14 protein-coding genes are annotated in these 12,607 nt (G+C 39.2%); 13 read left to right on the forward strand and 1 reads right to left on the reverse strand.

The window, feature by feature from the left end:
* The first annotated feature begins 150 nt into the window (after positions 1-150).
* The 12 genes from PH210_RS15355 (at position 151) to PH210_RS15410 (ending at position 9,588) form a co-directional block, all read left to right on the forward strand.
* Complete coding sequence (locus PH210_RS15355; protein WP_289986705.1) at positions 151-1,332, forward strand: hypothetical protein; 1,182 nt, start codon at positions 151-153, stop codon at positions 1,330-1,332.
* Between the two features lie 149 nt (positions 1,333-1,481).
* The gene (locus PH210_RS15360) at positions 1,482-2,570 is read left to right on the forward strand and encodes a hypothetical protein (RefSeq protein WP_289986706.1); all 1,089 of its coding nucleotides are present in this window, start codon (positions 1,482-1,484) and stop codon (positions 2,568-2,570) included.
* Positions 2,557-4,737 (forward strand): molybdopterin oxidoreductase family protein, encoded by a 2,181-nt coding sequence (locus PH210_RS15365; protein ID WP_289986708.1) that lies wholly within the window; start codon positions 2,557-2,559, stop codon positions 4,735-4,737. Before PH210_RS15360 ends, PH210_RS15365 begins: the two co-directional genes overlap by 14 nt.
* Positions 4,738-5,298, forward strand: coding sequence for a 4Fe-4S dicluster domain-containing protein (locus PH210_RS15370; protein WP_289986709.1), 561 nt, complete (start codon positions 4,738-4,740; stop codon positions 5,296-5,298).
* A 12-nt stretch (positions 5,299-5,310) separates the two neighbouring features.
* Entirely contained in the window at positions 5,311-5,835 is a 525-nt protein-coding gene (locus PH210_RS15375; protein WP_289986711.1) for a Rieske (2Fe-2S) protein, read from the forward strand.
* Positions 5,825-6,016 carry a hypothetical protein gene (locus tag PH210_RS15380; RefSeq protein WP_223589616.1) on the forward strand — a complete coding sequence of 64 codons (192 nt, stop codon included), beginning with the start codon at positions 5,825-5,827 and terminating at the stop codon, positions 6,014-6,016. The genes PH210_RS15375 and PH210_RS15380 overlap by 11 nt, the downstream gene beginning before the upstream one ends.
* Positions 6,009-6,320 carry a hypothetical protein gene (locus PH210_RS15385; protein ID WP_289986712.1) on the forward strand — a complete coding sequence of 104 codons (312 nt, stop codon included), beginning with the start codon at positions 6,009-6,011 and terminating at the stop codon, positions 6,318-6,320. The genes PH210_RS15380 and PH210_RS15385 overlap by 8 nt, the downstream gene beginning before the upstream one ends.
* On the forward strand, positions 6,307-6,585 hold the full coding sequence (locus PH210_RS15390) for a hypothetical protein (RefSeq protein ID WP_289986713.1): 279 nt from the start codon (positions 6,307-6,309) through the stop codon (positions 6,583-6,585). The genes PH210_RS15385 and PH210_RS15390 overlap by 14 nt, the downstream gene beginning before the upstream one ends.
* A 168-nt stretch (positions 6,586-6,753) precedes the next feature.
* Positions 6,754-7,407, forward strand: coding sequence for a sensor histidine kinase (locus PH210_RS15395; protein ID WP_289986715.1), 654 nt, complete (start codon positions 6,754-6,756; stop codon positions 7,405-7,407).
* Between the two features lie 24 nt (positions 7,408-7,431).
* Entirely contained in the window at positions 7,432-8,085 is a 654-nt protein-coding gene (locus PH210_RS15400; RefSeq protein WP_289986716.1) for a response regulator, read from the forward strand.
* 15 nt (positions 8,086-8,100) lie between these two features.
* Entirely contained in the window at positions 8,101-8,553 is a 453-nt protein-coding gene (locus tag PH210_RS15405; protein ID WP_289986717.1) for a GAF domain-containing protein, read from the forward strand.
* 15 nt (positions 8,554-8,568) lie between these two features.
* A complete protein-coding gene (locus tag PH210_RS15410) occupies positions 8,569-9,588 on the forward strand; it encodes a PAS domain-containing sensor histidine kinase (RefSeq protein ID WP_289986718.1) in 1,020 nt (339 codons plus the stop codon).
* Positions 9,589-9,616: 28 nt separating this feature from the next.
* Here PH210_RS15410 and PH210_RS15415 read toward each other — a convergent pair whose 3' ends face one another.
* Entirely contained in the window at positions 9,617-11,272 is a 1,656-nt protein-coding gene (locus tag PH210_RS15415) for a glutamine--tRNA ligase/YqeY domain fusion protein (RefSeq protein ID WP_289986719.1), read from the reverse strand.
* Between the two features lie 185 nt (positions 11,273-11,457).
* Here PH210_RS15415 and PH210_RS15420 point away from each other — a divergent pair, with 185 nt between their 5' ends.
* The gene (locus PH210_RS15420) at positions 11,458-12,444 is read left to right on the forward strand and encodes a Gfo/Idh/MocA family protein (RefSeq protein ID WP_354669994.1); all 987 of its coding nucleotides are present in this window, start codon (positions 11,458-11,460) and stop codon (positions 12,442-12,444) included.
* The last annotated feature ends 163 nt before the right edge of the window (positions 12,445-12,607 follow it).

Below are 12,607 nucleotides of genomic sequence, written 5' to 3' on the forward strand. Positions count from 1 at the left end.
GAAGGAGGTGGAAATATGAAAATTCGTAAACTTAACAAAGTTAAAGTTTCTTGTTGGTGGTGTCTCTGGATTAATTAATAATGAGGATTGGGATGCTTACGAAACTAATAAAGCATCCTTTTTTTATAAATAATGTTAAAGGGTGTTGATATGGGCCTTTCACTCGATTCATATCTTTCTTTAGTCCCGCACGAAATTCGCAAGGATAAAAAACATTATATTGTTGAAGATAAAGTTTCTGGTGAGTTTTATGAAATGCCGGAAGTATGTATTGATGCAATTAATTTAATTAATCAAAATGAACAGCTTAGCGTAATTGAAGGATTCCTAAAAGATAAATATCCATCTGAAAAGATTGATCTTGTGGATTTTGCAAAGCAGCTTTTGGAATTAGAATTGATCAATGAAATTGATGGCATAAAGATTGAGGTAAATGAAAAGCTAAAGGAAAGCCTTGGCTTTTTGTGGATATCTCCATTACTAGGAAAATTCTTCTTTAATAAAATAGCACTATTAATTTATAGTGCACTTTTCGTCTCAAATATTTACTTATTCATTTCCCATCCGAATTTATTTCCAGATTATAAGGACCTTTTTATTTTTGATTACATGATGTTTAATATTCCAGCTTGGATGCTCATAACGTTTATTCTTGTGTTAGCCCATGAATTCGGCCATGTATTAGCAATGAGGGCGCAAAATCTCCCAACCAAATTAGAAGTAGGTCACCGGTTATTTCTTGTTGTTCTTGAGACTGATATGGCTGCAGTATGGAAGCTGCCTTCAAAGGAACGGAATGTTTTATATGTAGCGGGGCTTTGTTTTGACACGGTTATTCTTTCATTGGCTTTAATTTGCCAATTGAATTTTCCAAGTGGATCAGGTATTTTCCTGAACATCATGAATGTAGTCGTTTTAGATACATTTATTCGCATAGTGTACCAATGCTGCGTGTACATGAAAACAGATTTGTATTACATTTTTGAAAATGTATCGGGCTGTTATAACCTCATGGAAAATGCCCAGCAGGTTCTTAAAAAATGGCTTTCATTTCAAAAATGCTATTTAAGTGATGATGTTATTTATGAAAGTGAAAGAAAAACTGTTTTTACTTATTCCATAATCTATTTTATTGGTGTAGTCCTGACAGTGGCCTTATATTTTACTTTTTATATCCCGCAATTATTGTTTGCTATTAAGAAAGTTCTCCCAGGATTCTTGGAAGGAGCTGCCTCGTTTTCTTTTTGGGATGCAGTCATTTTTACCATGCAAATCGTCATTGGTTTGCTTTTACTTTTGTATTCTTGGCGAAAAAAATACCTTCATACTTAGTTTGTGACAGAACTTTGTCAAAAACAAAATATCTAGGGGTTTTTTCCTCCCATGATGGGGGAGTTCCCCTATATAGATAACACTGCCGTTTTTCTTACAATTAGCTTAAGAAAACGGAAGTGTTATTTTTTTTGAGGAGGATCAAGAAAATGCAGTCAACTATTTCAGCTACAACGACTAAAAAGCCGGCAAGAAATGTAAATGATGCATTTGCATCTCATTTTGCCAAATCCATGTTTTTAACTGTCGCGGGAATTGCCATTTTAGTGTTTATCGGAACAAGAATGTTTACACATATTGATTTAAACCTTTACGGATACATGGTCGGAACGATTGTATTCCTTGGTGGTTTTTTCTACCGCTTTATCGCTTGGGGCGAAAGACCGCCAACAAAAATCATGATCAAAAAAGGCTTAAAGCTTTTATTTAGAAAAAGCACCCCAAAAACAGCTGTTAACCACTTAGCGATTTACGATTTCATTCGCAACCGCGGCCTTTATCGCTGGGTACAGCATATTTTAATCGGCTGGGGATGTGTGCTGGCTTGTTTAGTTACTTTCCCACTAGTGTTTAGCTGGATGTATTTTACGATGGAAGAAAACGGCTACTATACAATCGTCCTTTTTGGAATGAATGTCATGAAGGTTCCAGCAGAAGGAATTATCGCCTTCTTCTCCTACAATGCACTTAACATTGCAGCCATTATGGTTACAGCTGGGGTCTGCATGGCGCTTCGCCGCCGCTTGAAAAATATGCAGGCAAGAGCAGAACAGAAATTTATGTACGACTTCTTACCGCTTTACTTATTATTGATTATTTCTGTTACTGGACTTCTGTTAACTGTCCAAAACGTATTTTTACACGGCTGGATGCAGCCGCAAATGTCGCTGATCCACCAATTTTCAGTCATTGTAACGCTAATCTACTTACCATTCGGAAAGCTTGCACATATTCCTTTCCGTCCAATGAGTATTTTTGCAAGAAACTACCGCGAACATTATGGTGAACAAGAAATGAAAAAGTGTAAAGTGTGCGGCGATCATTTTGTATCTGTAGAACAATCAAACGATGTTATTCAAGTGTTAAGCACTAATGAAATGGAATTTAATATGAAGGACGGCTTTAATCTTGCTGAATTGTGCCTGCCATGCCGCAGAAAATACCGCATTGCAAGATTCTCAGGCTTCGCTACGCATCAAGTTAAGGTTAAGGAGGCAAATCAAAATGCAAGAGGTTAAGATTAGAGATAAATTTTTTAAAGAAATCGAAAATGTATGTCATCCAAATGAAACTCTTATCAAAACACACTGTGCTTATTGCGGCATGCAATGTGGGATGAATTTACGGGTTAATACAAAAACAAACAAAATAATTGGTGTTGAGCCACGTTATGACTGGCCGGTAACAGTCGGAAAAATGTGTCCAAAAGGGGTTACCGCTTATCAGCAAACGAATCACCCAGATCGTATTTTAAAACCATTAATCCGCGACGATGCTTCCCTAAAAGGAACTCAGGAAGGCTTCCGTGAAGCAACGTGGGAAGAGGCATATGATCTGATTGCGAAAAAGTTTTCTGAGTTACAAGCGAACTACGGTAAAGATACATTATCAGTTTTCAGCGGTGTATCGATGACAAATGAAAAGTGTTATTTAACTGGAAAGTTTGCTCGGGTAGCTTTGCAAACTCGTTATATTGATTATAATGGCCGTTTCTGTATGTCGAGTGCAGCCGGCGGCTTCCTTCGCTCTTTCGGTGTAGACCGTGGATCAACATTGCCTTGGACAGATATCCATGAAACAGATTGCTTATTCATCGCGGGAAGCAACACGGCTGAATGTCACCCAACCTCCATGTTCCGCGTTTGGCATGTACAAGAAAGAGGAGGCTACTTAATCGTTGCTGACCCTCGCGAAACGCCAATTGCTAGAAGAGCAGACGTTCATTTAGATTTAAGACCTGGAACAGACTTGGCGCTTGCAAATGGAATCCTAAATTTACTCATTGAAAACGGCTATGCCGATGAGGAATTTATTAAAAATCATACAAACGGTTTTGAAGAAACTAAGGAATTAGTAAAAGAATTTACTCCTGAATATACAAGCCAAATAACGGGCGTTGCACCAGAAAAAATCATCCGTGCAGCCGAAATTTACGGAAAAGCACCAAATGCGGTCGTCATGTTCGCCCGTGGTATTGAACAGCAGCATAAAGGAGTCGACAACGTTTCTGGTTACACCAACATGGCGCTTGTGACTGGAAAAATTGGTCGTCCAAAAGCTGGTGTCGCTACCTTCACTGGTCAAGGAAATGGCCAAGGCGGCCGTGAGCATGGTCAAAAATCAGACCTGCTTCCAGGCTACCGTAAAATAACCAATCCAAAGCATGTTGAAGAGGTATGTAAGGTTTGGGGAATTACTCCAGAAGAAATGCCTCAGCCAGGTGTTTCAGCTTATGAAATGTTTGAATTGATGGAAGAAAAGACAATTCGCGGTTTATATTTGCTTTGTTCTAACCCAGCTGTATCTGCTCCAAATCAAAACTTTGTCCGTAAAGCCTTAAAAGGATTAGATTTTATGGTTTGTGCTGATTTCTATCTTTCAGAATCAGCTGAGTTTGCAGATGTGATTCTTCCTACAGTTACATGGTCTGAAGATGAGGGAACAGTTACAAATCTTGAAGGACGGATTATTAAAATCAATAAAGCACAAGAGCCGCTTGGCGAGTCAAAACCAGATTGGCAAATTCAAGCTGAGCTAGCTGAAAAGCTTGGAAGAGGGAAATATTTCTCTCATTTAAAAACAGCAAGAGACGTTGCCGACGAATTCCGTCTCGCATCAAAAGGCGGTTATGCAGACTACTACGGAGCAACATGGGATAAAATCGACGAGCAGGATGGCGTATTCTGGCCATGTAAAGATGAAGATGATCCTGGAACTCCACATATGTTCCTAGATAAAAAATTCTATCATCCAGATGGAAAGGCAAAAATCTGTGCTTTACCTTATCGTCCGCCTGCTGAAGAACCGGATGGCGAATTTCCGTTACGTTTAACAACTGGCCGTGTCGTTTTCCACTATTTATCAGGAAATCAAACAAGAAGAATCCAATTTTTACGCGATATGTGCCCAGAACCGTATGTAGAAGTTCACCCTGAAACAGCTGCAAAATATAACATTGAACATGAAGAATATGTCCGACTTTTTACCCGCCGAGGCGAAGCGGAATATAAAGTGAAAATCACCGAAGCGATTCGTAAAGATACAGTATTTGTTCCATATCACTTTGGTCACGAAAAATCTATTAATCTCTTAACCATTGCCGCACTTGATCCAATGTCACGGATGCCTGAGTTCAAGGCTTGTGCAGCACAGATAGAAAAACTAGACATGAAGAAGGTGCAGTAAATGAAGAAGAGGCTTTATTTAGAACTAGAAAACTGTATAGGCTGCCGCTCTTGTTTAGCAGCTTGCACACAGTGCGGGGGACATGAGCAGCGCAACCGTAACTATGTTTACGACGTTAACCCGCTTGTTAACCGTCAAACGATGCCTCTTATGTGCCTTCACTGTGTGAATCCTGCATGTGCGAGAAGCTGTCCGGCTCAAGCGATTCAAATTCATGAAACAGGAGCTGTCTTATCTGCTCTTGTAGAAAAATGCATTGGCTGCCAAAACTGTACGATTGCCTGTCCATATGGAATACCGAAATTTGATACTGAGCAAAATTTAATGTATAAGTGCGACCTTTGTATCGATCGTTCTAAAGATGGAATCCCGCCGATGTGTGCAAGCGTTTGTCCATCAAATACGCTTCAGTGGTTGACAGATGAAGAAATTGAAGCAAAGCAAAAGCATTTTACTCTTGATAATGGTAAATGGGTTACAAGCATGCCTTATTTAGAAGGCGATACAAATGTAAAAGTGAATCTCCCTGGAATCCTGCAGGGTGTCACAAAGTTGTTTTAGGAGGGATTAGACATGGCATATAAAAATAATAAAATCCCGTTTGATGAAGATAATTATACACATAATATAAACCGCAATAATGAACGAAAACTCGACCGACGAGGATTTATGAAGACCCTTGTCGGGGCTGCCGGCGTATTCGCCGTTTCCTCTCTACCTTGGGGAGCAATGGCGGCGAAGGAACTTGCAGGCTTAGGTGACAAAAAATATCCCAAGCATAAGATTACTGCGGTAAAATCCATCGCGATTGGCGATGCTGTTGACTTTGCTTTCCCCGGTGAGCACGATAGCGCCATCTTAATAAGACTTTCAGAAAATAAATATGTTGCTTATCAAAATGCCTGTACTCATCTTCGATGTCCTGTTTTCTGGAAAAAAGACGAGGGAGAAATGCTTTGCCCGTGCCATCACGGGAAATTTGATGTAGAAACGGGTGCACCAATTGCCGGACCTCCAAGACGTCCACTTCCAGAAATCCATGTGAAAGTTGAAAACGGTGCTGTTTATGCCGTGGGGGTGAAGCGTTATGAAGCGTAGTTACGTACCTGTTATTCTGCTTCTGGCCGTACTGATGCTAAACATTATTTTTACGCAATACATGGTACATCAATATTTTTATGAACATTATACAAACACGATTATTGCTGCAGTTATCAATGTGATTCTATTTCCAATAGCCTTCCTTATCTATAAAAAAGGTGTGAATGTCAATGACTAGCGAAACCTATATCGATTTTTGTTTTATGCGGGCGGGAGCAGGCGGATTTGCTGCAGAGATTGATAGTCTTTTAAAAACCACGTTTGCTAAAAAACGCTTAAATTGGTTTCTAGAAGAAAAAACAATCGATGGTGCTGAAATGGTCGTTGCTGAAATAAAAGGAATGAGCGATTGGATTTCTGAGGAAGAAACAATTCATTTCCTGGAGGAACATGCCGAAGATAAATTTTGGGAGTATCTGCAAGGCTACAAAATGTTCATTTATCCTGTAAAGAGAGGATGCAATAGCTGTGGAACTCATTAAATTAGAAGATGTAGAGCGGTTTGTCGGTGTGCCGGTTGAAATTGCAATCCAAGATGAAGAGGGCGGAGAACGGGCCCCCTCGGTTAAGAAAACAGTAAAAAAAGTTCAATATTGTCCGGATCGTACTCATATCCGTTTTTATTTTGATGACTTTTATTTTCTAGCCGCACCGCTTACGAGCCGAGTAAGTCAATCAGAAAATCGGTGGGAAGCGTTTGATCCAGATAGCGGCTTAACTTATTCAGTAAGAAAGGTTCAGGTCTAAAAGGAAAAGGGGCGGAGCGTCGCAAATATTTTTTGACTTAACCAGCAAGATCTTAGAAACATATTTGGCCCTATTATTGGATTAGTTCAGTTTAGCTCTGCTCACACCGCCTTTTTATTAATGTATTAGGATGGTTTCTAGCAGGCAAGGCAAAGGGAGGGGAGTAAAATGGATTTAATAAGTTCAAAGCAGCAAATTAGCTCATACATTATTGATTCACAAGAGGAAGAAATAAAAAGGATTGCTCTTGAGCTTCACGAAGGGGTCGGACAAAACCTGTATAGCATATTAACAGGCTTGCAATTTGTTGAAACAGGCATAAAAGAGCCGCATATGAAAAATCACCTTCGCGAAATGTCCTTGTTGATCGAAAAGACAATCCAAGAAATTAGGCTGCTTTCCGTTGAATTACATCCGCCTGCCCTAACAACACTTGGTTTACTTCCTGCAGTGAAAAACTATATTAAGTTATATACCTCTACCTTTGGTATTCTAGTTGATTTAGAATCAGATGGTGATGAAAGGCCGATTCCAGAAAGAAAGAGGATTGCAGTATTTCGGGTATGCCAAGAAGCACTTGTAAATATTGCGAAGTATGCAGATACCTCTGAGGTAAAAATGAATTTTTATTGGAATGAGAATGAGTTAAAGATTAACATTCATGATTTCGGCAAAGGATTTCAACCAGTAGAACCGAAGGATCATACCTCTTCATCAGGTCTTGCGGCGATGAAAGAAAGGATGTATCTGACTGGCGGAGAGTTTACGATTTCCTCTAAAATAGGAGAAGGTACATCTATACAAATTTCTCTTCCATTTTAATTAGTCTCTAAAGGGGAGCTTATTTTGATAAAAATTCTGTTGGTTGATGATCATGCTGTTGTGAGAAGCGGTTTAAAAATGCTGTTAAATACAAATCCCGAAATAGAGGTAGTCGGTGAGGCATCCGAAGGTAATGAAGGAATCAAAAAAGCACAAAAACTTAAGCCTAATGTTGTTGTGATGGACTTAAGCATGCCCCATGGTAAGGATGGACTGACAGCTACTACTGAATTAAAAAAACTCATGCCAGAAGTAAATATATTGATTTTGACAATGCATGATGATGAAGAATACTTGTTTCGTGCCATTCAAGGCGGAGCAGCCGGGTGTATTTTAAAAAGCGCTCCCCATGATGAATTAATGTCAGCCATTGAGTCTGTTGCAAAAGGAGATGCCTATCTTCATCCTTCGGCCCAAAAGCGATTAATGGAAGAATACTTAGCTGGTGTGAAACATGATGGCAATGACACATACAATCTCTTATCTGAACGTGAAAAAGAAGTGTTAACCCTAATCGCTAAAGGATATTCGAACAAGGAAATTGCCGAGCAGCTTGTCATTAGTGTCAAAACGGTTGAAACCCATAAAGGAAACTTAATGGAAAAATTGCAAATGAAAACCCGGCCTGAGTTGGTTGAATATGCCGTTAAAAAGGGGTTATTAGGTTATGGTATTTAAGGAGAATCATAAGGGATGACAGAGTTAAATGAACACCCAGCTGTAATTGAGATTTGCAACCAACTAAAAACTTTAGTCAGCTGTGATTTTGTTGGGCTTGCCCTCCAAAATGTTTCCGGCCCTGATGTCAGATGGCATTATGCAGCTGGCAATTTAAATGATAAATATAAAAGAATAACGGTCCGATTCGGGAAAGGGGTTGCCGGAAAAATCATTTCAAGCGGGAGTCCGATGATCCTGGAAAATTTCCCAAATGAAATCATTGGAAAAGTGACTGATCATCCTATTATGCTGGCTGAAAATCTCATTTCCTCCTATGCCGTTCCTTTATTTTTTAATGGTGTTCCGAAAGGTGTTTTGCTTGTTGGGAAAAGGGAAGCCTACACATTTACCGAAACCGAGCAGAAGTTGGTAGATGAATCTGCCCATACCCTGGAACACCTATTAAAAGCTCATATTATTCTTTGATGCAGGGGGTTGGAAATGGAAAGAGAATTTCAGCTGACGAAAAATGAACTGATGGACTATAAATTTGCCTTGGATGCATCTTCGATTGTAGCGATTACGGATTCACGGGGCATTATTACATATGTAAATGACCAATTTTGTTATATTTCTAGATACACTCGGGAAGAGCTGCTGGGACAAGACCATCGGATTATTAATTCTGGTTATCATTCCAAGGCCTTTTTTAAAGAAATGTGGAGAACAATTGGTAATGGAATGGTTTGGAAGGGAGAGATACGTAATAAGGCGAAGGATGGAACATTCTATTGGATGGATACCACGATTGTTCCTTTTTTAAACGAAAAGAATAAGCCTTATCAATACTTATCGATTCGCTATGAAATTACCGAGAGAAAACGTGTAGAGCAGGAATTACAAAGAATGATGACCACGATCATCGATGTTCAAGAAGAAGAAAGAAAGCGATTATCACGAAATTTACATGATGGAATCGGACAAAATCTATACAGTCATTTAATTACGATTAATCGTTTGCTTTCCGAAATGGATCATCCGCTGCTGGATCAAATGCAAACAGAAGCGACCCAATTAATTGAAGAAATTCGAGAGATTTCATGGGAACTTCGCCCATCTGTTTTAGATGACCTAGGGTTAGTACCGGCCATTCGTTCTTTTTTATCCCGTTTTTCAGACCATTATAATATTGATGTATTTTTTGAATGCGTATTACACCGCAGGCTTACCATTAACATTGAGTTGACTATTTATCGCATTATTCAGGAGGCGTTAACAAATGTCCGAAAATATGCGGATGTTGACAATGCTAAAGTCACCGTAAGAGAAATGGACGATATTGTCAGGGTGATGATTGAAGATATGGGGAAAGGCTTTGACTTAAAAAAGCAGTCGCCAGGCGTCGGCTTGTTCAGCATGGATGAACGAGCACGGTCCGTTGGCGGTGAACTTTCAATTAATACTGCCCCGGGCGCAGGAACCAAAATTATTTTAGAAATTCCAGTTTCAATAAAAGAATAAGAAAAGAGGGTGCCTGCACCCTCTTTTCTTATATTTTAAATGAACTTTTCAAGGAAACAATCCGGTTAAAGACGAGTTTATCTACTGTGGTGTCTTTTGGATCGACATTAAAGTAACCGTGTCTAAAGAATTGGAACTTATCGTGCGGTCTGCATTCCTTCATATTTGGCTCAACAAAACCTTGGTGTACCTCAAGTGAATTGGAATTGACATGATCTAGGAATGTTTTTCCTTCTTCGCCTTCATTCTCGGATTCATCCATAATAAGCGGTTCATATAAGCGGAATTCAGCAGGAACGGCATGAGTTGCTTCCACCCAGTGGATTGTTCCCTTTACTTTCCTGCCTGTAAAGCCTGTACCGCTTTTCGTTTGCTGGTCATAGGTACAGCGAATTTCAATAACCTTACCACTTGCATCCTTAATGACTTCCTCGCATTTAATGAAATACGCATGTTTGAGGCGGACTTCGTTACCTGGGAACAGCCGGAAATACTTCTTTGGCGGGTCTTCCATAAAATCGTCTCGCTCGATGTAAATTTCACGTGAGAATGGGATTTTTCTCATGCCCATTTCTGGAACCTCAGGATTGATTTCCGCATCAAGCAATTCAATTTGTCCTTCAGGATAATTTGTAATGACTACCTTTAATGGATCAATTATGCCCATTGTACGAGGCGCTTTTAATTTCAAATCCTCCCGGACAAAATGCTCGAGCATTTGAACATCGACCATAGAGTTGTTTTTTGAAATGGCAGTTTCACGAACAAATTCACGAATGGATTCGGGAGTAAAACCTTTTCTTCTCATTCCAGAAATGGTTGGCATGCGGGGATCATCCCAGCCATCTACAAACCCTTCATCGACAAGCTGCTTGAGCTTACGCTTACTCATAACCGTATTCGTAATATTTAAGCGGCCAAATTCGATTTGCTGCGGCGTGTTCTCCATTTCACATTGTTCGACAACCCAATTATAAAGCGGACGCTGATCTTCGAATTCAATTGTACAGATCGAGTGAGTTACTCCTTCAATGGCATCCTCAAGCGGATGGGCAAAGGCATACATCGGATAAATGCACCATTTATCGCCTGTGTTATGGTGTGTAGCATGTGCGATTCGGTAAATGACAGGGTCACGCAAATTAATATTTGGAGAAGACATATTGATTTTGGCCCGCAGTACTTTTTGACCATTTTCAAATTCACCGTTTCGCATCCGCTCAAATAAATCAAGGTTTTCTTCAATTGAACGATCGCGATAAGGGCTGTTCTTTCCGGGCTCTGTTAATGTACCGCGGTACTCGCGAATTTCGTCAGCGGAAAGATCATCTACATAGGCTAAGCCTTTATTGATGAGAAGAACGGCCCGCTTGTACATTTCCTCGAAATAATCAGACGCAAATAATAAGTCATCCCAGTCGAAGCCCAGCCATTTGACATCCTCTTTAATGGAATTGACGAACTCGATATCTTCTTTTAATGGATTTGTGTCATCGAATCGTAAATTGGTTTTACCGTTAAAATCATCTGCTAAGCCAAAATTAATGAAGATCGATTTCGCATGCCCAATATGTAGATATCCATTTGGCTCTGGCGGGAAACGAGTAACGATTTTGTTGTGTTTACCTGATTCCAAATCTTTTATCATAATATCTTTTATAAAATTTGATGTTTGATTGTCCACCCATTTCAACCTCTTTCATCTTATCTATTAATTATAAATACCATAAATATTGATAATTTTCCATTGTTCCCATCAATTCATGAACAAAACATCCTGATTTGGAGTTTTTTTAGTTCAAAATGGAAAGCAGGAGAAAAAAAGGCTAAAATGGTGTTTTATAAGTAATCAACAGAAGGAGTCAAAAAATGATTAATTTTGGAACAGTCGGAACTGGATGGATTACAGAAGCCTTTATTCAGGCAGCGAAGCTAAGCGGTCAAATGCAGTTAGCCGGAGTCCTTTCCAGGACAGTAGAAAAAGCGAAAGAATTTGCTGATACATATCATGCACCAAAATATTTTACAGATTTAGAAGAAATGGCGAAAAGTGAGGAAATAGAGGCTGTTTATATCGCTTCACCAAATTCTGTTCATTTCGAACAGACACTTGTTTTTTTGAAAAATAAAAAGCATGTCATTTGTGAAAAACCGATTTTTTCAAACTCGGCTGAGATTGAAGAAGCTTACCGGGTTGCTGAGGAGAATGGTGTGTATTTATTTGAGGCAATCCGCAATATGCATACGCCGAATTTTCAAATCCTAAAAGATAACCTTCATCTAGCTGGACCATTAAGAAGCACCGTATTGCCCTATATCAAATACTCTTCTCGGTATGATTTGTTTCTCCAGGGTGAGGAGCCAAATATATTTTCTGCAAAATTCTCTGGAGGTGCTCTCGTTGATTTAGGGGTCTATCCACTTTATTTAGCAGTGGGGCTTTTTGGGGAACCAGAATCTGTCACGTATCACCCAGTTCTATTAAGGAGCGGTGTAGATGGAAGCGGCACGCTTATCTTAAAGTACGATGACTTTGTTTGTACGATTCTGTGTTCAAAAATTTCCGATTCCGTTCTACCTTGTGAAATTCATGGAGAAAAAGGAACGTTTATCCTCGAAGACACTGCCCCTATTTCAGAAATAAAATTCATTGATAGTCACTCGAAAGAAAGTCAAATCCTGAGTGTCAAGCAAGAGGAACATAATATGGTTTATGAATGTAGTAATATCGCTAAGATAATCAGAACAAATAATGTAACAGAATATGAGAAGTTTAAAAAATGGAGCAAAATAGTTCTTCGCATAACAGAAGAGGCCCGAAAACAAAATAATATTATTTTTGCTTCAGAAAAATAAAAAGTGCCAGAGGAGAACGTCATCCTCTGGCTATTAAGTTTAAGCAGCTTTTTCTAATTTGATTTCCCCTTCTTAATTATATTAATGGACGCTTTCATCTAAAAGTTTTTGACAAAATTTAGATGGCAATGTGACATCTTTATGAAATGAATCTAAGCGATGA

It is taken from the genome of Paenibacillus sp. BSR1-1 (genome assembly GCF_030403775.1).
Taxonomy (GTDB): Bacteria; Bacillota; Bacilli; order Bacillales; family Cytobacillaceae; genus Neobacillus.

Bases quoted from the DNA above. Each gene is read 5' to 3' on its own strand.
- PH210_RS15355 (WP_289986705.1), top strand. From the start codon at position 151: ATGGGCCTTTCACTCGATTCATATCTTTCTTTAGTCCCGCACGAAATT.
- PH210_RS15360 (WP_289986706.1), top strand. From the start codon at position 1,482: ATGCAGTCAACTATTTCAGCTACAACGACTAAAAAGCCGGCAAGAAAT.
- PH210_RS15365 (WP_289986708.1), top strand. From the start codon at position 2,557: ATGCAAGAGGTTAAGATTAGAGATAAATTTTTTAAAGAAATCGAAAAT.
- PH210_RS15370 (WP_289986709.1), top strand. From the start codon at position 4,738: ATGAAGAAGAGGCTTTATTTAGAACTAGAAAACTGTATAGGCTGCCGC.
- PH210_RS15375 (WP_289986711.1), top strand. From the start codon at position 5,311: ATGGCATATAAAAATAATAAAATCCCGTTTGATGAAGATAATTATACA.
- PH210_RS15380 (WP_223589616.1), top strand. From the start codon at position 5,825: ATGAAGCGTAGTTACGTACCTGTTATTCTGCTTCTGGCCGTACTGATG.
- PH210_RS15385 (WP_289986712.1), top strand. From the start codon at position 6,009: ATGACTAGCGAAACCTATATCGATTTTTGTTTTATGCGGGCGGGAGCA.
- PH210_RS15395 (WP_289986715.1), top strand. From the start codon at position 6,754: ATGGATTTAATAAGTTCAAAGCAGCAAATTAGCTCATACATTATTGAT.
- PH210_RS15405 (WP_289986717.1), top strand. From the start codon at position 8,101: ATGACAGAGTTAAATGAACACCCAGCTGTAATTGAGATTTGCAACCAA.
- PH210_RS15410 (WP_289986718.1), top strand. From the start codon at position 8,569: ATGGAAAGAGAATTTCAGCTGACGAAAAATGAACTGATGGACTATAAA.
- PH210_RS15420 (WP_354669994.1), top strand. From the start codon at position 11,458: ATGATTAATTTTGGAACAGTCGGAACTGGATGGATTACAGAAGCCTTT.